Origin of the sequence: Microbacterium sp. Root53, assembly GCF_001426925.1 — a bacterium.
Taxonomy (GTDB): Bacteria; Actinomycetota; Actinomycetes; order Actinomycetales; family Microbacteriaceae; genus Microbacterium.
Window position 1 is genome coordinate 178,136 of the sequence record NZ_LMFR01000012.1, and the last position, 22,031, is coordinate 200,166.

Below are 22,031 nucleotides of genomic sequence, written 5' to 3' on the forward strand. Positions count from 1 at the left end.
ATCACTCGATCGCCGGCTACTCCCCCAGCGATCCGAGGGTGACGTCGATCGTGTGCGACTCCCCGTCCCGCACGTACGTCAGCGTCGCCTGGCTGCCGCCCGCGGCGGCGCGCACCTGCGCGGTGAGGTCCACGGCGGATCCGATGCGCACGCCGTTGAACTCGGTGACGATGTCGCCCGCCCGCAGGCCGGCCTGCTCCGCGGCGCCGCCCGGAGTGACCTCCTCGATCAGCGCGCCCGCCGTGGTCGCGTCCCGCGCGGCGCTCGCCGGCGTGACGCTGGCCCCGAGCAGGCCGTGCGTGGCCTTGCCCTCGGCGATCAGCTCGTCCGTGACCCGCTGCACCACGTTCGACGGGATCGCGAACCCGACCCCGATGGATCCGGACTCGCCGCTCGAGCCGCTCGCCGTGGCGATCGCGACGTTCACGCCGATCAGCCGGCCCTGGGAGTCGACCAGCGCACCGCCCGAGTTGCCCGGGTTGATCGCGGCGTCGGTCTGGATCACCGCGATGGAGATGGACTCGCGCGCCTGGCCGGGGTACTCCTGTCCCGGGATGTCGAAGAACCAGGGGCTCTCCTGCTCCTGCTCCGGCGTCTCCTCGGCCTCGTCGCCCTCCTCGGGCGTCGCCGCCGACGCGATCTCGATGCTGCGGTTCAGCGCGCTGACGATGCCGGTCGTGACCGTGTTGGACAGCCCGAGCGGGGCGCCGACCGCGACGGTCGTGTCGCCGACGTTGAGCTTCGCGGAGTCCGCGAACTCGATCGGCGTGAGCCCCTGGGCGTCCGCGAGCTTGATGACCGCGAGATCGTAGGTCGGGTCGGTGCCGACGATCTCGGCCTCGTAGATCCGGCCGTCCGACGCCGTCACCCGGATCTGCGCGTCTCCGGTCGCCCCGCCGAGCGTGACCACGTGCGTGTTCGTGACGACGTAGCCGTCCTCGCTCAGCACCACCCCGGATCCGGATCCGGATTCGGATCCGCCGGCCACCTCGATCGTCACGACGCTGGGCAGCACCTCGGTCGCGACGGCTGTGGCCTCGTTGACGGAGCCCGGATTGTTCACCGTGATGTTCGAGGGGCCCGACGCGGCGCCGGGGGCGCCGTCGGATCCCCACAGCGCGTCGCCCGCGTAGCTGCCGCCGAGACCGGCCGCCCCGCCGACGAGCGCGGCGGCGACCAGCAGGGCGGCGACCCGGCCGGCGCCGGGCTTCGCGCGCTCCTGCCGATCCTGACCGGCGCCCCCGTGGAGGTCCTTCGGCAGCGGCTGGGTGGGCTGGGTGAGCTGGGGGTGCGCGGCCTGGCCGAACGCGTGACCGTGAGGCGCAGGCGCGGAATACCGCGCCGGCGGGACGGTGCCGTAGGCCGGCGAGGGGTGGGGCGCCGGGGGCCGCGGCGGGATGTGCAGTCCGTCCGGGGCGCGGTAGTCGCCCGGCCCGGCCTGCGGGGCGCCGCCCGAGGTCGGCTCGGGCGTCTCGTCGGAACGCTGGGTGTCCATGGCTGCTCCTTTGTACAGATGCTTCGGGGATGCGAGCGCTTCAGGCTTCCGAAGCCCTTCCAGGGTCGCGCCGTTTCCTTTGCGAAACCTATGACGGCAGTATGGCGTCTGTGTGACCGCCCGAGGGCGCTGCGCGGCGGGCCCGGCGGTAGCCTGGCGGGATGCGAGACGTAGCCGGCGCCTGGCGGCGCACCGCCGAGGGGGCGGGACTCCTGCGGACCGATCCGAGCGGCGGCGGGGTGGTCGTCGGCAGCACGATCTTCGCCGAGATGACGGCTCTGGCGGGCCGCACCGGGGCGATCAACCTCGGTCAGGGGTTTCCCGACGAGGACGGTCCCGCCGAGGTGCTCGAGGCGGCCAGGGACGCGATCGCGCGCGGCGCCAACCAGTACGCGCCCGGTCCCGGCATCCCCGAGCTCCGCCAGGCCATCGCCGAGCATCAGCAGCGCTTCTACGGGCTCGGCCACGACCCCGACGGCGAGGTCCTGGTCACCACGGGCGCGACCGAGGCGCTCGCATCCGCGCTGCTGGCGCTGATCGACGGCCCCGAGGACGAGGTGGTCGTGTTCGAGCCGTACTACGACTCCTACGCGGCCTGCGTGGCGCTCGCCGGCGCGACCCTCCGCACCGTGCCGCTGCGCTGGCCGGACTTCCAGCCCGACCTCGACGAGCTCGCGGATGCCGTGACCGACCGCACCCGCGTCATCCTGGTGAACAACCCGCACAACCCGACCGGCACGGTCTTCGAGCGGCGCGTGCTCGAGGAGATCGTGAGCCTGGCGCACCTGCACGACGCCGTCGTGGTGTCGGACGAGGTGTACGAGCACCTGACGTTCGACGCCCCGCACCTGCCCGTCGCGGCGCTTCCCGGCGCCGCCGAGCGCACGCTCACCATCTCGTCCGGCGGCAAGACGTTCCGCACCACCGGATGGAAGATCGGCTGGGCGTGCGGGCCCGCCGAGCTGATCACGGCCGTCCAGACCGTGAAGCAGTTCCTGACCTATACGAGCGGGTCGCCGTTCCAGCCGGCGATCGCCGCCGGGCTGCGTCTGCCGGACGCGTTCTTCGCCGGGATCGCGGCCGACATGAAGCGCAAGAGCGAGATCCTCGGCGAGGGCCTGCGGGCCGCGGGCCTGGCGGTGTCCGCGCCGCGCGGCTCGTACTTCACGGTCGCCGACGCGTCGTCCCTCGGCGTCGCGGACGCCGACGCGTTCTGCCGCGGCGAGCTCGCGCAGGCCGGCGTGGTCGCGATCCCGCTCACGGCGTTCGTGACGCCGGAGCGCCGGGCGGAGTACGCCTCGCTCGTGCGCTTCGCGGCGTGCAAGCGCACGGAGGTCCTGGACGAGGCCGCCGCGCGCCTGGCGGCCTACGCCCGCTGAGGGCGACCGCGGCGGCGGCTCAGCGCGGCACGACGCGGTAGCGCCGCAGCGCGAGCGCGGGGTTCACGCGGCGCACGGTCGCGATCGCGTCGCGGTCGGCCCATCCGACGGTCACATCCGTGCCGGTGCCGATCGCCGCGATCGCCACGCCCTGCGGGTCGATCACGGCGGAGTGCCCCACGCCCAGCGTGGGCGGATGATCCGCGGCCGCCACATACATCGTGTTCTCGATCGCGCGAGCGGTCAGCAGCGTCGTCCAGTGGTGCTCCTTGAGCGGTCCGCGGACCCACTCGGCGGGCACGAGCGCGACGTCCGCGCCCGCATCGGCGAGCGTCCGCGCGACCTCCGGGAAGCGCAGGTCGTAGCAGGTCATCAGGCCGAACGTGAGGCCCGCGACCTGGAACATCTCCGGCTCCGACAGCTCGCCCGCCTCGATCCAGTCCGACTCGCGCTGGCCGAACGCGTCGTACAGGTGCTGCTTGCGGTAGCGGGCGATCACGCCGGAGGCGTCGACGGCGACGACCGTGTTGCGGACGTGGCCCTCGTCGCTCGCGCGCTCCACGAGCCCGGCGACGACGACGATCCCCAGCTCGGCGGCGACCTGCGTGAGCATCTGCACGAAGGGGCCGTCGAGCGCCTCGGCGTGGGCCGCCAGCGTCTCGTCGAACGGGTCGGTGAAGAAGCTCGAGTACTCCGGGAACACCACGACGTCCGCGCCCCGGTCGGCGCCGCGCCGCGCGAGCTCGGCCACCGCCTCGCGGTTCGCCGCGACGTCGGCGGTGGGGGCGAACTGGGCGACGCCGATCCCGATGGGCGCGGTCACGATTCGCCCCGCCGATTGCGCCGGGACCGCAGGAAGAGCGGCACGATCAGCCACAGCACGACGACGAACACCGCCAGCACGATGGCGGCGATCCACGACGCCGTGTCGCTCACGACCACATCGAAGATGAACGCCACGACGCCCACCAGCAGCAGCGAGACGATCACGAGCGCGGACTGCAGGGACGCGTGACCGTAGGCGACGATCGTCCCCTTGGCCCCCTCGCGGAACAGGATGCGATGCAGCGCGACCGGAGCCAGCGCGATCACGGCGCTCAGCGCCGAGAGCACGACCAGCACCAGGTAGAAGATCCGCTGCCCCTCGGCCAGGTCGAGGAACGCCGGCTGGAACGCGAGCGCGAGCAGGAATCCCGTCAGGATCTGGGTGCCGGTCTGCAGCACGCGCAGCTCCTGCAGCACCTCGATCCAGTTACGGTCGTACCGCTCGGCCGGGGTCTCGTTGCGCAGCGCGTCGCGATCGGTGGAGCCGGTCATGCGCCCATCCTCCCGCCGTGCGCCCACGCGGGCAAACCCGCACGCCGCGGCTTGACAAGGCCGCGGCGCGGGTCCTCAGCCTGGGGCTGGAAGAGGGTGGGCACATCAGATCCTCGGTCCGTGGGCGCGAGCGGCGTTCGACGCGCGCACCGCGATCCGGACTGACAGGATGTGGAGCAGAACGTCCCCGCGCAGTCCGAGGCGACTCAGGAGCCCGAGCGCCCGGAATCCTCGTGCTCGACGTCGCGAGATCCGGTTCGCTCGACAACCCACCCCTGCGCATGGCAAAAGGCCCGGTCAGAAGACCGGGCCTTTCGCTTTTTGTTGCGGGGGCAGGATTTGAACCTACGACCTCTGGGTTATGAGCCCAGCGAGCTACCGAGCTGCTCCACCCCGCGGCACAAGAGTTAACTTTAGCACGCGATCCCAGAGGTGGCCAATCGGGGCGGTCACCCGTGATTCCCGGGCGCGTCGCCGGGCGTTCATCCGCGCGTCAACCTGCCCCGGGCCAGGAGAAAGCCGCGAGGCGAGGAGAATCCGGGTGGGATCGTCCTCGCCTCGCGGCGTCTTCCTTGTGTCGCGGTCACTCCCCGGTGAGCTCGACGAGCCGCTGCACAGCCTCGTTGAGGCGCTGGTCGGCCTCCGCGTAGGCCACCTGGTCGTCGGACGCCAGGGCGGCCTGCTTGTCGGCCAGGGCCTGCTGCGCGTCGGCGAGCGCCTGGGCGTACGCGTCGCCCTCGGCGGGCGGCTCGGTGCCGGGGTCGGCGGGTGGCTCCGTACCGGGGTCGGCCGGCTCCTCGCCCGGTTCGACCGGCGTGACCTCCTCGTCGCCCGTCTCGGCACCCGAGTCGCCGCCGAACAGCGTGTCGAGCGCGTCGGCGAGCGTGTCCTCGAAGGCGAGCTGGTCGCCGAACGCCACAAGCACCTTGCGCAGCAGCGGGTAGGTCGTCCCACCGGTCGACTGCACGTACACGGGCTGCACGTACAGCAGACCGCCGCCGACCGGCACGGTCAGCAGGTTGCCGAGCCGGACGTTCGAGTTGCCGATCTGCAGCACGTTCATCTGCGACGCGATCTCGGCGTCCGAGTCGAACGCGTTCTGCACCTGGCCGGGGCCGGGCACGGTCGTGTCGGCCGAGATCTCGAGCATCCGGAGCTTGCCGTAGTCCTCGCGCTTGACGCCGTCCTCGCTGCCGGCGTCCGAGTCCACCGAGAGGTAGCCCATCAGCACGTTGCGCTGGCCGCCGTCCGGGATGAACGTCGTGAACATCGAGAACGTCGGCTCGTCCTGGCCGGGCATCCGCATCGACAGGTAGTACGGCGGCTGCAGCACCTGGTCGTTCGCGGGGTCCGGCGGCGTCGCCCACGCGTTGTCCCGCTGGTAGAACGCGCCGGCGGTGTCGACGTGGTACGTGCCGAGCATCGCCCGCTGCACCTTGAACAGGTCCGTCGGATAGCGCACGTGGCTCATCAGCTCGCCCGACATCTCGCTGATCGGCTCGACGGTCGAGGGGTAGACCTTCTGCCACGCCTGCAGCACCGGGTCCTCCTCGTCCCACGCGTACAGCGTGACGCTGCCGTCGTAGGCGTCGACCGTGGCCTTGACCGAGTTGCGGATGTAGTTGATGTCGTCCAGACGCAGGTTCGGCGTCGGGTTGGTCGAGTCGCTGATCGCCTGCGACAGGCTCACGCCGGTCGAGTACGGGTACGTGGCGCTGGTCGTGTACGCGTCGACGATCCACACGATGCGCCCGTCGACCACGCTCGGGTACGGGTCGCTGTCGATCGTCAGGTACGGCGCGACCTTCTGCACGCGCACCGCGGGGTGGCGGTCGTACAGGATCTGCGACTCCTCGTTCACGTTGTCCGAGAACAGGATCTGCTCCGACTGGAACTTCATGGCGTACAGCAGCTTGTGGAAGAAGCTGCCGATGCTCGGCCCGCCGTCGCCCTCGAACGTGTTGCGCGTCTCGCTGGCGCCCTCCTGCCCGCGCGGGTAGTCGAGCTCCATCGGATCGGTGCCGTCCGGCGCGCCGACGATCGAGTACTCGGGCGAGTTCTCGCCGAAGTAGATGCGCGGCTCGTAGTCGAGCTCGGACAGGAAGCCCGACGACGGGATGTCGCTCTCGATGAAGACCGGCTCGCCCTCGTTCGTGCGCTCGTTGCCCTTCGCGGCGACGAGACCGTAGCCGTGGGTGTAGACCATGGTCGTGTTCTGCCAGGTCTGCGCGCTGTCGTCGAGCTGCTGCAGGTCGAGCTCGCGGACCGCCACGACGGTGTCCTGGGTCTCGCCCTCGATCTCGTACCGGTCGACGTCGAGCCGCTCGTTGAAGCCGTAGTACGCGCGGTACTGCTGCAGCTGGCGCACCGTGGGGCTGATGATCGCGGGGTCCATCAGGCGCAGCGAGGCGGTGGTGTCGGCGTCGTTGCGCAGCTGTCCCGCGGCGGCCTCGGTCTCGGCGCTGAACTCGGTCTTCTCGATCCCGTCGAGGCCGTAGGCCGCCCGGGTCATGTCGACGTTGCGCTGGTAGTAGTCCATCTCGAGCGCGCGCTGGTTGGGGCGCACCTGGAACGTCTCCACGGCCCACGGGTAGCCGACGCCCACGACGAGCGACGTGACGATGAGCAGCGCCGTCGCGACCAGCGGGTAGCGCCAGCGGCCGATCACGGCGGTCACGAAGAACAGGATGGCCACGAGCGCAGCCACGACGGCGAGGATCGTCTGGCCGGGGATGACCGCGTTGACCTCGGTGTACGCCGGACCGGTGATGCGGTCGCCCGGCGCCACGAGCGTGGCGTACCGGTCGAGCCACAGGCTGACGGCCTGGATCAGCAGGTAGACGCCCGCGATCACCGCGAGCTGGATGCGGGCCGGCTTCGAGATGCGCAGCTCGCCCTGGCCCGCGCGCACCGAGCCGTAGAGGTACGACACCACGCCGGTCATCAGAAGGCTGATCAGCGTGACGGCCGAGGCGAAGCCGACGATGGCCTGATAGAAGGGCATCGCGAACATGTAGAAGCCCGTGTCGAGCCCGAACTCGGGGTCGGTCTGCCCCGTCGCGACGCCGTTGATCCAGAGCCAGGTGGTCTCCCACTGGGCCGAGGCGGCGAAGCCCGCGAAGAAGCCGAAGAACACCGGGATGCCCCACATCGCCAGGCGGCGGAGCGGCTCGACGACCTCCTGGTAGCGGTCCAGCTGCGAGCTCAGCCGCGCGTAGACGGGGCGCAGGCGGTACGCGAGGAAGATCGCGAGCCACACGGGCGCGGCCATCGCGACGAACCCGATCACGAACATCACCACGCGCGCCAGCCATTGCGTGGTCAGCACGTTCTCGAAGCCCAGCTGGGCGAACCAGAGGAACTCGGCGTAGAGGTTCGAGAAGGCGAAGAACGCGACGACGAGACCGGCGATCACCGCCAGGGAGGTCGTCACTATGCGTCGGAACGGGGACGGCGCGGCCGCCCTGGGCGCGGAGGTCGTGGTCACCTTCTCAGTCTAGGCATGGGTGTCTATGCCCCTGCCGCGAGGATCGGCGCCCCTCGCGATCCGTCCGTCAGCCGCAGGTCGGCAGCTCGGCGGTCTCGCCGGCCTTGATGCCGTCGAGCGCATCGAGCGCGTCGTCGAGGGTCTCGACCGAGAACACGTGAAGGCCCTCGGGCACGTGCCCGACCACCTCGCCGCAGTTCGCGGCGGGAGCGAGGAACCACTCGGCGCCGGCCTCCCGCGCGCCGTAGAGCTTCTGCCGGATGCCGCCGATCGGGCCGACCGTGCCGTCCGCGGCGATCGTGCCCGTGCCGGCGACCTCCTCGCCGCCGTTCAGCGCCCCCGGCGTGAGGACATCCACGATCCCGAGCGCGAACATCATGCCGGCGCTCGGCCCGCCGACGTTGTCGAGCTGGATCTTGACGTCGAACGGGAAGTCGAAGGTCGTGGTCAGCGTGATGCCGATCAGCCACGCGGTCTCGCCGTCGATCGCGGCCTGCTCCGGCGTGATCCGGACGCTGTCCCGCACGCCGTCGCGCTCGTAGACGATCTCGACCGGGTCGCCGCCGCCCTGCTGGATGAGCTCGCGCAGCGCGGCCGCGTCGGCCACCCGGGTGCCGTCCGCCGACACGATCTCGTCGCCCGGCTCCAGGAGACCCGCCGCGGGCACGTCCTCCCCGGCCAGGGCCGCGACCTCCACCTCGGCGCCCACGTCGTGACCGAGCTCGCTCAGCGCGGCGGCGGTGGCCTCGGCCTGCGAGTCGACCATCAGCGTGGCGTTCTGCTCGTCCCGCTGCTCGGGGCTCACGCCCTCGGGGAAGACGGCGTCGATCGGCACGACCGCGCGCGACGGGTCGGCCCACGCGAGCGCCAGCTCGAACCAGGAAGGCGTGCGCTCGCGGTTGCCCACGACCTGCACCGTGGTCAGGTCGAGCGTCCCGGATGTCGGGTAGGTCTCGGCGCCCGAGATCTCGATCAGGGGCAGCTGCTCGCCGTCGGCCGACTCGGCGGTGCCGATCGTGTCGTACACGGGACCGGGGCGCTGGATGACGTACGCGGTCGGGAGGAAGGTCAGCACGACCAGCACGACGATGGCCACGACGACCGCCCACATGCCCGCCAGAGTGCGGCGCGGCAGCGCGTGCTCGCGGACCGGCTCCGCACCCTCGTACTGCGTCACAGCTTCCTTTCGCGCCGTCGTTCGCGGGCGGCGTACAGCGCTCGCGGCGAAGCCCGGCTGGGCGGGGACGGGTGAGACTAGCGTAGTTCTCGATCGGACTGACCGGCTGAAAGGCGGCTGACGTGGCAGATGACGACCGCTCCCCCGAGGAGCAGTTCCAGGAGCTGATGCGGCAGCTGTTCGGCGCGTCCGGCGAGGACTTCGATCCGTCGCAGTTCGCGCGGATGGACCCCGAGCAGCTCGCCCGCCTGACGGGCGGGCAGATCGACCCGGCGACGCTCTCGCAGGTCATGCAGAACCTGCAGAGCGCGTTCCGGCAGTCGGGCGGCGGCATCCCCTGGGAGGTCACCAAGCGCCAGGCGCTGCACCTGTCCAACCAGGACGGCCTGAGCGTCACGCAGGGCCAGCGCAGCGATCTCGACCAGGCCTTCCACCTTGCGGACCTGTGGCTGTCGGAGGCGACCGCGATCTCGGACCTCGGCAGCATGCCGCGCGCGATCACACGCGGCGAGTGGGTCGAGCAGAGCCTGGCCGTCTGGCAGGAGCTCGCCGAGCCCGTGGCGACGAGCGTCGCCGACGCCCTGACGGAGAGCCTGAGCTCGCAGGTCCCCGAGGAGATGCAGGGGCTCGTCGCCAACGCCGGCCAGGTGATGCGCAGCGTCGGCGGCTCGCTGTTCGCGACCCAGCTCGGCCAGGTCGTCGGCAAGCTGTCGCTCGAGGTCGTCAGCGGCGGCGACGTCGGCATCCCCGTGCTCCCCGCGGGGACGGCGGCCATCCTGCCGCAGAACTTCGCGGATCTCGGCCGCGGCCTGGAGATCCCGGACGATCAGCTGGCGCTCTACGTCGCGGCGCGCGAGCTGGCGCACGCGCGCCTGTTCCGTCACGCCAAGTGGCTGCGCCTGCACGTCCTGTCGCAGGTGACGGAGTACGCGCGCGGCGTGCACATCGACACCGAGCGGCTGGAGGAGATGGCGTCGCGGTTCGACCCGTCCGACATGGACGAGCTGCGCGCGGCCCTGGAGAGCGGCGCGCTCCTGCCGCAGCAGACCGAGGCGCAGAAGCGCGCTCTCGACCGCCTCGAGAACATGCTCGCCCTGATCGAGGGATGGGTCGACGTCGTCACCGCCGACGCGACCGCGCGGATCCCGAACCTCGACCGCATCGCCGAGGCGATCCGCCGCCGCAGAGCCGTAGGAGGGCCCGCGGAGGACGCCCTCGGCGCGCTCGTGGGGCTCAAGCTGCGACCGCGCCGCCTGCGCGAGGCCGCCGCGATGTGGCGCGCGGTGACCGAGGCGGTCGGCATCGAGGCCCGCGACGCGCTGTGGGACTCCCCCGACTTCGTCCCCGAGTCCACCGACATCGACGACCCGTCGGCGCTGATCGCGCGGCTCGAGGCGAGCCAGCGCGGCGAGGCGCCCCAGCGGGACGAGATGGACGACGCGCTCGATCGGCTTCTCGCGGAGGCCGAGCACGGCCGCCCGGAGGACGCCGGTCCGGACGACGCAGGGGGCGCGGGATCCGGCGGCGGTGACGACGAGGGTCCGGGGACGCCAGACGGCGGCACGCCGGAGGGCCCCCGCCCCGTGTGAGCCTCGTCCACAGGCCGGCGCCCAGCACGGGCGGAGCCGGTCCTGTGGACAGCGCCGCCGCCCGCCGGCGCGGGCGAGCACGATGGCGGCATGACGATCCTGCGACTCGATCCCGCGCTCCCGGCCCTCTGGCGCGACGAGCGCACGCTGCAGCTGGGCGCGCACGCCGTCGTGACGCTGCCGGATCCCCCGCCCTGGCAGCAGCGCGTGCTGCACGCGATGGAGCGCGGGGTCGCGCCGGCGACGCTCGCCCGGCTCACGGCGGCTCTCGAGGTGCCGCCGGCCGAGCTCGAGGCGTTCCTGGTGCTCGTGGACGCGGCGCTCGCCCGTCCGCAGGAGGTCCCGCGGATCTCCCTCTGGGCCGCCGACGGCGTGGACGCGACCACGTGCACGGACGTCGCCGAGGCGCTCGGCGCGGCGGGCTTCGCGGCCACGTGGCCGCCCACCGGGGCCGCGGTGGACGCCGACGCGGTGGTGCTGCTGGCACAGCATCACGTCCCGCCGCACCTGCCCGCGCGCCTCATGGCCGGGGACGTCGCCCACCTGCCGGTCGTGTTCGACGGGGGAGGTGCGACCGTCGGGCCGCTCGTCGCGCCCGGGCGCACGGCGTGCCTGGCGTGCCTGGCCGCGCACGAGCGCGACCGGGATCCGGCCTGGCCGGCCATCGCGGCGCAGCTCGTCGGGCGCCGGCCCGTGCCCGTGCCGCGGCCCAGGGCGATGGAGGCGGGCTCCCTCGCCGCCCGGCTGCTGCGCGACGCGCCTCGGGCCGACGCCGCGGCGCAGCGCGGCGTCAGGGCGACGACGTCCGTGCGCCAGGACGCCGAGGCGCGCCGGTCGTGGCGGTCGCACCGCCCTCATCCCGAATGCCTCTGCCGGTCGGCGACGCCGGCGAGCGCCGATCATCGCCCGCACGCAGGTGCGGACCGATCTCGGCGAGGAAGCGAGACGGCGACCGCTCGCCCCGTCCCGATCCGCGAGACCACGAGATCGACAGGGTTCGCTCGGCCCGCGTGATGCCGACGTAGGCCAGGCGCCGCTCCTCGTCCACGCCCTCGAGCGACGACGCGTAGGAGATGGGCAGCAGCCCCTCGCTGAATCCCATGATGTGCACGTGCGGCCACTCGAGGCCCTTGGCGGCGTGCAGCGTCGACAGCGTCACGGTGCGCAGGGACGGCTCGTGCTGGTCCTTCGCGCGCGCCATCAGGTCGTCCGCGAACGAGCGCAGCGTCGTCCCCTGCGGGGCGTCCTCGGCCAGCCGCAGGATGGCCGCGCGCGCCTCCCAGGCGTCCCGCACCGCTCCCCCGGCGGCCGGCGGCTCGTCCTGGTGCCCGAGCCCGCGCAGCGCGGTGCGCACCTCGTCGACGAAGCCGTCGCCGTGCGGCGCGACGGCCGCGGCGCGGATCGCGAGCACGGCCTGGCGCACCTCCGGCATGTCGAAGAACCGCGTGCCGCCCAGGACGGTGGTCGCGATGCCGCGCGCGGCCAGCGCCTGCTGGATGAGCGCGGACTGCGCGTGCGACCGGTACAGCACAGCGATCTCGTCGGCCGTCGCGTTCCGCAGCTGGCGCGAGACCACGTCGGCGACGCCCTCGGCCTCGGCCTGGTCGTCGGGGTACGCGGTCACCTCGGGCTTGGGCGACGAGGACTCCCCGCGCGCGGCGACGAGCGTCAGGGCGCCGGGACGCCCGCGCATGAGGGCGTTCGCGACGTCGAGCACGGCGCCGTCCGATCGGTAGTTGCGCTCGAGGCGCACGACCGTGGCATCCGGATAGCGCGTGCCGAACTCCAGCAGGAAACGCGAGTCCGCGCCCGTGAACGAGTAGATGGTCTGGCTCGCGTCGCCGACCACGCAGAGGTCGCGGCGGTCGCCCAGCCAGAGCTCGAGGAGCCGGTTCTGCAGCGGCGAGACGTCCTGGTACTCGTCGACCGTGAAGTGCCGGTACTGCTCGCGGACCGCGATCGCGACGCGCGGCTCGGCCTCGAGCATGCCGGCGCACGCGAGCAGCACGTCCTCGAAGTCAAGCTGCCGGCGCTCGTCCTTCAGCTTCTCGTACTGGCCCATGAGGTCCACCAGCTGCTCGTGCCGCAGGGACCCGACGGTGCGGCCGAGCCGCGCGTACTGCTCGATCGAGCGCATCGTGACCTTGCGCCATTCGATCTGCGACGCGATGTCGCGCAGCGTCGCCCGGTCGGGCCGCAGCCGCAGCGCGTCGGCCGCGTGCGCGAGGAGCTTCACCTTGTTGTCGACGATGCGCGGGGCCTCGTCTCCGGCGATCTGCGGCCAGAAGAAGTTGAGCTGGGCGAGCGCGGCCGCGTGGAAGGTCTTGGCCGACACTCCCTCGACGCCCATCGACCGGAGGCGCCCGCGCAGCTCCCCCGCCGCCTTTGTCGTGAACGTCACTGCCATCACGCGCTGGGGCGAGTACGCGCCCGTGTCGACGCCGTGCGCGATCCGGTGCGTGATCACGCGCGTCTTGCCCGCGCCGGCGCCCGCGAGCACGGCGACCGGCCCGCGCAGCATCGACGCCGCCTCCCGCTGGTGCTCGTCGAGGCCGTCCAGCGCGCTCATCGCTCGTCCCCCGGGGCGGTCTCGTCGTACCACGCGCGGATCAGGCGGTGCGCGATCGAGACGCCGCTCGGGAAGGCCGTGGACCCCCGGCCGGCCAGGCCCTCGCCGATCTCGTCGCGTGTGAACCAGCGCACCGCGAGGATCTCCGTGCCGTCCGGACGCGCCGCCTCGACGTCCTCGGCGACCGCCTCGAACCCGAGCATGAGCGAGCGGGGGTACGGCCAGGGCTGCGAGCCGCGGTAGCGCAGGTCGCGGAGCCGCACACCCGCCTCCTCGAGCAGCTCGCGGTGGATCGCGGACTCGAGCGACTCGCCGGTCTCGACGAACCCGGCGAAGCACGAGTGCATCCGCCCGCCCCAGGCGGCGTTGGCTCCGAGCAGCAGGCGCGTGCGGCCCGGATCCGTCACCGCCACGATCACTGCGGGATCGGTGCGCGGGAAGTGCTCGCGGCCGCACGACTCGCATCGGCGCGACCACCCGGCCTGCTTGAGCACCGCGCGCCCGCCGCACGCGGGGCAGAAGCGGTGGCCGACGAGCCAGCGTCCGAGGCTCACCGCCACGATGAACGTGTGGGTCTCCCCGGGGTCCAGGGTCGCGCCGATCTCGCGCAGCCCCGCCCAGCCGGCGGGGGCGTCGAACGGCTCCGGCTCGGCCGGATCGAACGCCGCGACGAGCACCGCCGCACCGTCGGCGTCGCGACCGAGGAAGCCCCATTCGGCGCCCGCCGGGACGTCGGCGGGCGCGACAACGTGCAGGGCGGGGACGTCGCCGGCCGCGCGCGGAGCCGCGTCTCCGCGCACCGCGAGCACGCGCGTGGACGCGTCGCCGCGCAGGCGCTCCAGCAGACCGGGGAGCTCCCGCTCGGGTGCCGCGAGGTCGCTCGCGATCACGGCGGCGGATCGGCTCATCGACATCTCCTCGCGTCGCGCGCACGGGCTGTCCGACGGTGTCTCCGACGGGCGGACGTCCGCGGGCGCCTGGCCCTCGCGGGCGTGGCGCGGTGGGGCGCCGGGACGTTGCGACCTAACCTGGGAGGCATGGCACGCTCTCCTCTCACTCTAGCGGCGGCCGTCACGGCGGCCGTCCCGGACGTGGAGGTCGTCGGCGTCCGGCGCCTCACCGCGGGCGGCGGCGGGCGCTTCGACGCCGCGGTCGCCCGTCTCGCCGACGGCCGCGAGCTCGTGGCGCGCGTCGCCTCCGAGGAGAGCGTCGACCAGGAGATCGCCGCCGAGGTGGTCGCGCTGCGCGCCCTCACCCCCGGCGTGCGCGGCATGCTGCCGTTCCTGGCGCCCGAGTACGTCGGCGCGACCGCGCTGCCGGGCGGACGGGCGATCGTCACGACGTTCGTGCCCGGCTACCTGATCGACGCCGACGAGATCCCGCCCGGCGAGGGCGCCGCCACGTCCGTGGGCCGAGCACTGGCCGCGCTGCACGCCCTGCCGCCGTCCGTCGTCCGCTCGGCCGGGCTGCGTGAGCGCACGGCTGAGCAGTCCCGTGCCGAGGTGCGCCGGTTGATCGACGCGGCCGGCGCGAGCGGCCGGCTGCCGGTGCGGCTGACCGTGCGCTGGCGCGACGCGGTGGACGACGACCGCCTCTGGGCGTTCGAGCCGGCCGTCGTGCTCGGCGGCACGCAGGCCACGTCGTTCCTCTACACCGACGACGAGCGGGGAGCCCCGGCCGTCTCCGGCGTGCTCGACTGGCACGGGCTCTCGATCGACGACCCGGCCGTCGACCTGCGCTGGATCGCCTCGGCCCCGGATGCCGCGCGGGACATCTTCCGTGCCTACGGCGAGGCCGCGCACCGCGCGCCGGATGCCGGGGCGCGGGTCCGCGCGCGCCTGCACGCCGAGCTGGAGTTCGCTCGCTGGCTCGTGCACGGGCTCGAGGCGCACCGCGCGGATGTCGTCGCCGACGCCGCCCGGCTGCTCGAGTCGCTCGCAGAGGGCGTGCGCGACGATGTCCTGCTGGCCGAGATCGACGACGACGGGCGCACCGACATCGACGACGCGCTCACTGTGCTGGCGAACGTGCCCGCCACGCCCGCCGCGCCGGCCGTCGACACGTCGATGCAGACCGACGCGTTCGACCCGGACGAGCTCTCGCTCGCGGCCGACGGCTCGTGGAGCGACGACATGCGGGCGCGGGCCGCGTCCGCGGCCAACGAGACGCAGCCGCTCGACCCGTCCGAGTTCGTGGGCGTCACCACGCCGGAGGGCGAGCGCCCGGCCGAGGCCGATCCGGTCTCGCCGGACGAGGATCAGCGCGACGCGGAGGAGGCGCGCCGCTCGGCGCGCGCCGCGTTCCAGCGCTGGACCAGCTCCTCCTCGGAGTAGATCCGGTCGCCGCGGATGACGAGGTCGTCCGCGACGTAGTACAGCGCGACGTCGATGCGGTCGAGCGGCACCCCGTGCCGGCGGTGATACGCGAGGCGGTAGAGCGCGAGCTGGAGCATGCGCTCCTCGCGCTCGGCCGCGGTGCGGGGCGCCTTGCCGGTCTTCCAGTCGACGATCTCGATCCGGCCGTCCCGCTCGTACACCGCGTCGAGCTTGCAGATCACGATGTGCGCAGGCGATCCGCCGGCCTCCGAGGCCGCACCGAGCGCGAAGTCGATCTCGGTCTCGACCTCGAGCGGCCTCAGCGGGGCCCACTCGCTGCGCAGGAACGTCTCGCGCAGGCGCGCGAGCGCGGCCTCGTCCTCGGCCGAGACCTCGGTCTCGGGCGTCGCGGCGTCCGACCAGATCTCCTCGTCGCTCTCCCACAGGGCGTCGTCGGTCGACGATCCAGCCCCCGCGATGCCCGATCGCTGCTCGACCCACTGGTGGAACAAGGTGCCGATGCGAGTCTGCGTGTACGGCCGCTCGGGCAGCGGACGGTCGATGGACGCCACGGTGCCGGCGAAGTCGGCGACGTAGTCCTTGAACCGCGACGCCGGGATGCGGGTCGGCGCGGCGGGCCGCCGGCCGCGGCTGCGCTCCTCGCGCTCGGCGAGCAGCCGGGCGGCCTGACCCGTGGGCTCGGCCGGTGCCGTGGCGCGCACGAGCTCGGCCGCCGCCATCACGCGGCCGCGCCGGTTCCCGAGGGGGTCGAGCGGCCACTGGCGCGTGAGCGCGGTGCCCTCGTACGGGTTGTCGTCCTTGTCGACCTCCCCGACCTCCTCCAGCCCCAGCTCCTCGATCAGCTCGACGAGGTACGGGCTGGGGCGCCGCGGCGACTTCTGGCCCGCCCAGTGCGCCCCGGTCAGCAGCAGGTCGCTGCGGGCCCGGGTCACCGCCACGTAGGCGAGCCGGCGCTCCTCCTCCTGCTGGTAGTCGCGGTAGGCGTCCTTGAAGCGCACCAGCGCGCCGCCGTGCGGGTAGGCCTTGGTGCGGCCCGCCGCGAGCGAGTCCAGCGCGGCCTTGTGCCGCTTGAGGGGATCCTCCCCCGCCTCGGCCATGGCTCCCGCGGGATCCCAGCCGAACCGCGGCAGCGCGGCCGCGTCGCCGCGGAGCGAGAACGGCGCCACGCCGAACCCGAACCAGCCCGACGTGTCGCTCACGCGGCTCGGGAGCTCGTCCTCGACCATCCGCACGACCGCGACCGCATCCCACTCGAGGCCCTTGGAGCCGTGGATCGTGAGGAGCTGGACCACCCCGGGCTCGGGAGGCTCGGTGCGCGGCATGAGCTCGTCGGTGGACTCGGCCTTGTCGAGCCAGGCCAGCAGGCTGCCGATCGTGCCGCGCTCGTCGGCGGCGAGGAACCCGCGCACCTCGTCGACGAACGCGCGCAGCTGCGTCGACGCGACGCGCGCCGATCCGCGCGTCTCGTTGGCCGCGAGCTCGATGTCCAGGCGCAGCTCTCCCTCGATCAGGCGGATCAGCTCCGGGATGGGCTGCCCCACCGCGCGGCGCAGCCGGTCGAGCATCTCTCCCGCGCTCCGAAGGCGCGCGCGTCCCTCCGGCGTGATCCCCTCGAGCAGGCGGTAGTCGTCGCGCGCCGTGCGGACGAAGTCCAGGGCGTCGACGATCGACACGGCCTCGTCGACCCCGGCCGAGGTGCGCAGCCGGTCCTTCAGCTCGTCCGGCAGCGGGGCGAGAGAGCCGTCGCGCACGGCGAGCGTGGCCGCCAGGTCGTACAGCGCGGCCATGTCGGCGACCCCGATCCGGAAGCGCGGGCCCACGAGCAGGCGGATGAGTGCCGAACCCGCGGTGGGGTCGTGCAGCACCCGCAGCACGGACACGACGTCGGTGACCTCCGGCGTGGAGAGCAGGCCGCCGAGGCCCAGGATGCGGTGCGGGATGCCGCGGTCGCCCAGCGCCTTCGCGAAGGTCTGCATGTGCTTCTTGGACCGGAACAGGATCGCGCCCGTGTGCGGCTTGTCGCTCGTGTGCTCCTCGCGCACCCGCGCGAACCAGTCGGCCACGGCCGCGGCCTCGTCGTCGACGGTGAGCTCGAACCTCGACGACACGCGTCCCTCGCCGGCGCCCGGGCGGGGCTCGAGCTCCGGCACGGTGAACGAGCCGCGGCCCTGCAGCGGGCGCAGCACGCGGTTCGCGGCCGCGAGGATCCGCGCGTCGTTGCGCCAGCTCGTCATCAGGCTGAAGTGCGCGGCGGGCACCTCGCGCGCGAACGCGGAGTCGAACGCGTACAGGTTGTCGGCGCTTGCGCCGCGCCAGCCGTAGATGGACTGGTGCGGGTCGCCGACCGCCATCACGGTGCCGTCCCGGAAGAGCTCGGCCAGGAAGCGCGTCTGGATCACCGAGGTGTCCTGGTACTCGTCGAGCAGCACGACCCGGTACTGCGCCCGCAGGTCCTCGCGCACCTGCGGCGCGGTCTCGACGATCTCGTAGGCGCCGTTCACCTGATCCGCGAAGTCGAGCACGCCGCGGCGCTGCTTCTCGGCGATGCAGTCGCGCACGAGCTGCACCAGGATCGGCGTGGCGAGCAGGTTCGCAGCTGCCTTGTCGACCGCCTCCTTCTCCCGGTACGGCTCGAACGCCGCCGCCTGGTCGAGCGCGACGCGCTGCAGCTCGTCGAGGTCGATGCGGTGGTCGAGCACCTCGGCCGACAGCCGCTGCACGGCGTCCACGACGCCGTTCAGCGCGCGGTCGACCTCTTCGAGGCCGGGGATCTGCGCCCGCAGCACCACCTGCCGCGCGATCAGCCACGACGCGGACTGGCTGAGCATCGCGGCGTCCGGGTCGCGGCCGATGCGGGCCGCGTGCTCGCGCACGATCGAGTCGGCGAACGCGTTGTAGGTCGCCACGCGCGGCCGGATCATGAGGTCGTCGACCGTGCGCGGCGCTGTCGGGTCCCATCCGGTGTCGAAGGATCGGGCCAGCGCGTCGAGCACCTCGCGCCGCACCACCTCGCGCTGGGCGGGCGTCGCGGCGGCCTCGATGCGCGCCAGGGCGCCGCTGCGCACGACGTCCCGCAGGTGCGGCAGCAGCCCGCGCCGCCCGAACTCGTCGATCAGCGCGAGGCGGGCGCCGATCCGCTCGGCGAGCTCGCCGGCCGCCTTGCGGGTGAAGGTCAGCCCGAGGATCTCGTCGCGCCGGACGTGCTCGTTCGCGACGAGCCACACCACGCGGCCCGCCATGGTCTCGGTCTTGCCGCTGCCGGCCCCCGCGACCACGAGCGCCGGGCTGGGCGGCGCCTCGATCACGCGCTGCTGGGCCTCGGTGGGCGTCGGCAGGCCCAGCGCGGCGGCGATGTCGGTCGCGGCGATGCCGTGTCCGCCGCGCCACTCCGGCGCCGCGCCGCCTGCGGCCGGCTCGGGAATCGGATCGAGGTCGGTGCGCAGGGTCATGCGCTCACCGCGTCGATCGTGTGGATGCGGCAGGGTTTCACGAACATCCCCTCGGTGCAGTGCGCGTCGACCTGGGCCGTGAAGCTGCTCGCGGACATCCCGCGCGCCGCCTCGGCCACGCGACGCAGGAACTGCGCGCGGGGCTCGTCGGCCAGCCGGTGCTGGTGCGCGACGCGGTAGTCGCTCTTGGCGAGCGTCTGCGAGACGATCACGAGGCGCGCACCGGCCAGCGAGCCCGCCGGCGCGCCCTCGACGAGCCCCTCCTGCACGGCGACCTGATACGCGGCCAGCTGCGCGTGCTCGACGACGTCGCCATCGCCGGGCTTCTCGTAGCGGCCGCTCTTCAGGTCCACGACGACGACGTGCTCGCCGGCCGCCGGATCGCCGCACTCCATGGCGGTCCAGCCTCGCGAGCGCCCGGGCGCATGCTCCCCCGCGCCCGTCGGGTACGTCTCCACGCGGTCGATCACACCGCTCACCACGGCGCGCTGCGGGCCGTGGATCTCGTCGCCCACGTACACGGCCGGGGGCGCGTCCTCGGCCGGGCGGGTGTCGACCGCGAAGCGGAACGGGGCCTCGGACGCCACATGCGCTCCCCCGTCGGCGCGCACGGCCGTCAGGTAGGCGTGCAGGCGATCGACGTAGAGCTCGGCCCTCGCGCGCTCCTTCGCGGCGATCCACGGGGTCTCGAAATCGAGCTCGGGCCAGCGCTCCGCGAGCACGGCGCGCAGACCCTCGAGGTCTCCGTCGGGGTGCCGCTCGAGCGCGGCGTGCAGGATGGTGCCGATGCCGGCGCTCGGCGGGGTGACCGTGCTGCCGCCGAGGCTGTCGATGACCCAGCCGAGACCGCACTCCTCGAACGCCTCGAGCCGCGACGGCGAGACGCGCGCGGGCCCGGCGTCGAGGTCGCGCAGGGGCGCGTCCGTCGACGGCTCGCGCACGCCGTACCACTCGCGGGGGTCGGCGCCGGGCACTCCCGCGGCGGCGAGCATGGCGAGCTGCCCGGCGGCCTCGGCCCGCGCCTGCTCGTCGCCCGACTCCGTCAGCGCGCGGCGATGCCGTGCGACCAGCCCGCGCAGCGTCAGCGGATGCTCCGCGCGGCCGTCGTCGGGCGGCGGGTCGGGCAGGAAGGAGAACAGCGCGCTCGGGCCCGTGTCGTCATCGTCCACCGCGGTCACGAGCAGGCGCGTGCGCGCGCGGGAGACCGCCCGCACGAACAGCCGCAGCTCGTCGTGCATGGCCGCGCGCCGCCGGTCCAGCACGCCCGCCGGCTCCGCCCCGGCGCGGCCGTCGCGATGCGCGGCGACGGCGTCGGCGAGGCGCCACGACTCCAGCAGCCCGCCGCGCAGGCGCACGTTCGGCCAGACGCCCTCCTGCACCCCGGCGATCACGACGGCGTCGAACTCCACGCCGAGAGCGTTCGCGGGGGTCATCAGCGTGACGGCGCCCTCGCGCTCGGGGGCCGCCAGCATGTCCTCCGGGACATCGCTGTCGAGGATCTCGCGGATGAACGGCTGCGGGCCCTCCTCCGGGCTCCGCTCCACCGAGCGCTTCGCCGCCGCGAACAGCGCGACCAGCCCGTCGAGGGCGCGCCCGATCTCGGCCGCGAGCGGGCCCTGCCCCTGCGCCGCCTCGTGCCACGCCCGGTCCAGGCGGCGGCCGTCGCCGGTGCGCGCACGGTCCCACACCAGCCACAGCAGCTCGTGGATGGTCGCCCCGCGCGCTCCTTCCTCGTGGACCAGCCGCAGCGTCTCGGCCAGGCGCCGCCCGGTGCGGGCCTCCGGGGTGTCGATCAGGTCGAACGTCGCCGGGTGCCCCAGCGCCTCGTGCAGCAGCTCGCGCGCCGGGCGGTTGCCGCCGTCGGCGAGCTCGGCGTGGCGCATGTGGGCCCGCAGGCGGCGCAGACCGACGCCGTCCAGCCCGCCGAAGGGCGAGCGGAGGGCCTCCACCAGCCGCTCGGCGTCGCGCTCGGCGTGGGCCTGCAGGCCGAGCCGCACGATCTCCACGATGTCGTGCACGACCGCCTCGCTGCCGAGGGGCCGCTGGACGCCTGCCGCGCGCGTCGGAACCTCGCGCGCCGCGAGCTCGGCTTCGAGCATCGTGAGCTGCCGCGTGTCGTGCGCGATCACGGCCATGCCGGACCACGGCACGCCTCCGAGCAGGTGCCAGTCCCGGAGGGTCCACGCGATCCGGTCGACCTCCTCGTACGGAGACGCGGCCAGGCACGTCGAGACGGCGCCGTCGTCCTCGGCCTCAGGACCCGGCGGGCGGCGGTGCGCGACCACGCCGCTCGCGCCGATGGCCTGCGTCACCGAGCGGGTCAGACGGGTGAGGGCGGGCGCGGCCCGGTGCGCGCCGTCGAGCACGAACCGCTCCCCCAGCGCCGTCGCGAGCTCCAGGAAGAGCTCCGGCGTCACGCCGCGGAACGCGCCGGATCCGACATCGGGGTCGCCGAACGCGAGCACCGCGACGCCCCGTGCGCGCAGCGCCCGCACGACGGCGACGCCGCCGCGGGTGAGCTCCTGGGCGTCGTCGATCAGCACGATGCGCAGCCGCTCGAGCCCGGCGATCACCGCGCCGGCGCGCAGGGAGGCCGCCGCCTCGGCGTAGAGCTCCGCGACCTCGCGATGGGGCGAGCGCATGCCGTCCAGCACGTTCCGGTAGTCCCTCGCGAAGCCGGCGACGGCCGTCCAGGCCGGCACCCCCATCCCCTCCAGCTCGTCGGGCCCCACGCCGAGCTCGGCGAGCTCGCTGAGGAACGCACGCAGCTCCGAGCGGAAGCCCTTCGAGGCGCGCACCGGCGCGGCGAGGTCGGCCGGCCAGCGGACGACCCCGTCCCGCTCGTCCTCCTCGTCGCCCGCCAGGATGTCGGCCACGATCCGGTCCTGATCGGCGCCCGTGAGCAGCTTCGGCGGTTCCTCGCCGCGGCGCACCGCCTCGGCGCGGACGACCTGGAACGCGAACGAACCGATCGAGCGGGCGAGCGGACCGGGGGTCGCGACGGCGACGCGCACCCCGAGCTCGTCGCGCAGCCGCGTCGCCGATGCGCGCGTCGGCGTGAGCACGACCACCTCGTCGGACGCCGCCCCGCGAGCGAGCAGACGCGCGACGCGCTCGACCAGGACCGCGGTCTTGCCGGTGCCGGGCGCGCCGATCACCGTGCCCGACGCGTCGCCCGGCAGCTCGAGGACGGCGCGCTGCCCGGCGTCCCACTCGCGAGAGGTCATGCCGTC

The 22,031-nt window shown here is 73.7% G+C and carries 12 protein-coding genes and 1 tRNA gene; 3 read left to right on the forward strand and 10 right to left on the reverse strand.

Features of this window, described 5'->3' with window-relative positions; all coding sequences use genetic code 11:
• Positions 1 to 16: 16 nt before the first annotated feature.
• Positions 17 to 1,495: a S1C family serine protease gene (locus ASD19_RS05750; RefSeq protein ID WP_082543007.1), complete on the reverse strand. Its 1,479-nt coding sequence runs from the start codon at positions 1,493 to 1,495 to the stop codon at positions 17 to 19.
• A 161-nt stretch (positions 1,496 to 1,656) separates the two neighbouring features.
• Between ASD19_RS05750 and ASD19_RS05755 the strand changes: the two genes are divergently transcribed.
• The gene (locus ASD19_RS05755; RefSeq protein ID WP_055989644.1) at positions 1,657 to 2,874 is read left to right on the forward strand and encodes an aminotransferase class I/II-fold pyridoxal phosphate-dependent enzyme; all 1,218 of its coding nucleotides are present in this window, start codon (positions 1,657 to 1,659) and stop codon (positions 2,872 to 2,874) included.
• Positions 2,875 to 2,893: 19 nt separating this feature from the next.
• Here the strand turns inward: ASD19_RS05755 and ASD19_RS05760 are convergent, their stop codons facing one another.
• The 5 genes from ASD19_RS05760 to ASD19_RS05780 form a co-directional block, all read right to left on the reverse strand.
• Positions 2,894 to 3,697, reverse strand: coding sequence for a carbon-nitrogen hydrolase family protein (locus ASD19_RS05760; protein WP_442922509.1), 804 nt, complete (start codon positions 3,695 to 3,697; stop codon positions 2,894 to 2,896).
• Positions 3,694 to 4,191 carry a DUF6328 family protein gene (locus ASD19_RS05765; protein ID WP_055989647.1) on the reverse strand — a complete coding sequence of 166 codons (498 nt, stop codon included), beginning with the start codon at positions 4,189 to 4,191 and terminating at the stop codon, positions 3,694 to 3,696. Before ASD19_RS05765 ends, ASD19_RS05760 begins: the two co-directional genes overlap by 4 nt.
• A 324-nt stretch (positions 4,192 to 4,515) precedes the next feature.
• A tRNA-Met gene (locus tag ASD19_RS05770) sits at positions 4,516 to 4,589 on the reverse strand.
• Positions 4,590 to 4,774: 185 nt separating this feature from the next.
• Entirely contained in the window at positions 4,775 to 7,678 is a 2,904-nt protein-coding gene (locus ASD19_RS05775; RefSeq protein ID WP_055989650.1) for a UPF0182 family membrane protein, read from the reverse strand.
• Positions 7,679 to 7,745: 67 nt separating this feature from the next.
• Positions 7,746 to 8,789 carry a YlbL family protein gene (locus tag ASD19_RS05780; protein ID WP_082543056.1) on the reverse strand — a complete coding sequence of 348 codons (1,044 nt, stop codon included), beginning with the start codon at positions 8,787 to 8,789 and terminating at the stop codon, positions 7,746 to 7,748.
• A gap of 188 nt (positions 8,790 to 8,977) precedes the next feature.
• Between ASD19_RS05780 and ASD19_RS05785 the strand changes: the two genes are divergently transcribed.
• A complete protein-coding gene (locus ASD19_RS05785) occupies positions 8,978 to 10,444 on the forward strand; it encodes a zinc-dependent metalloprotease (protein WP_055989656.1) in 1,467 nt (488 codons plus the stop codon).
• 790 nt (positions 10,445 to 11,234) lie between these two features.
• Here ASD19_RS05785 and ASD19_RS05790 read toward each other — a convergent pair.
• A complete protein-coding gene (locus ASD19_RS05790; RefSeq protein WP_082543008.1) occupies positions 11,235 to 13,013 on the reverse strand; it encodes an ATP-dependent helicase in 1,779 nt (592 codons plus the stop codon).
• On the reverse strand, positions 13,010 to 13,921 hold the full coding sequence (nudC, locus tag ASD19_RS05795) for an NAD(+) diphosphatase (protein WP_235562981.1): 912 nt from the start codon (positions 13,919 to 13,921) through the stop codon (positions 13,010 to 13,012). The genes ASD19_RS05790 and nudC overlap by 4 nt, the downstream gene beginning before the upstream one ends.
• A gap of 129 nt (positions 13,922 to 14,050) precedes the next feature.
• Between nudC and ASD19_RS05800 the strand changes: the two genes are divergently transcribed.
• Positions 14,051 to 15,346 carry a phosphotransferase gene (locus ASD19_RS05800; protein ID WP_055989662.1) on the forward strand — a complete coding sequence of 432 codons (1,296 nt, stop codon included), beginning with the start codon at positions 14,051 to 14,053 and terminating at the stop codon, positions 15,344 to 15,346.
• Here the strand turns inward: ASD19_RS05800 and ASD19_RS05805 are convergent.
• Both ASD19_RS05805 and ASD19_RS05810 read right to left on the reverse strand, forming a co-directional pair.
• Complete coding sequence (locus tag ASD19_RS05805) at positions 15,271 to 18,798, reverse strand: ATP-dependent helicase (protein ID WP_082543009.1); 3,528 nt, start codon at positions 18,796 to 18,798, stop codon at positions 15,271 to 15,273. The genes ASD19_RS05800 and ASD19_RS05805 overlap by 76 nt on opposite strands.
• On the reverse strand, positions 18,795 to 22,025 hold the full coding sequence (locus tag ASD19_RS05810; RefSeq protein WP_055990562.1) for an ATP-dependent helicase: 3,231 nt from the start codon (positions 22,023 to 22,025) through the stop codon (positions 18,795 to 18,797). Before ASD19_RS05810 ends, ASD19_RS05805 begins: the two co-directional genes overlap by 4 nt.
• Positions 22,026 to 22,031: the final 6 nt, after the last annotated feature.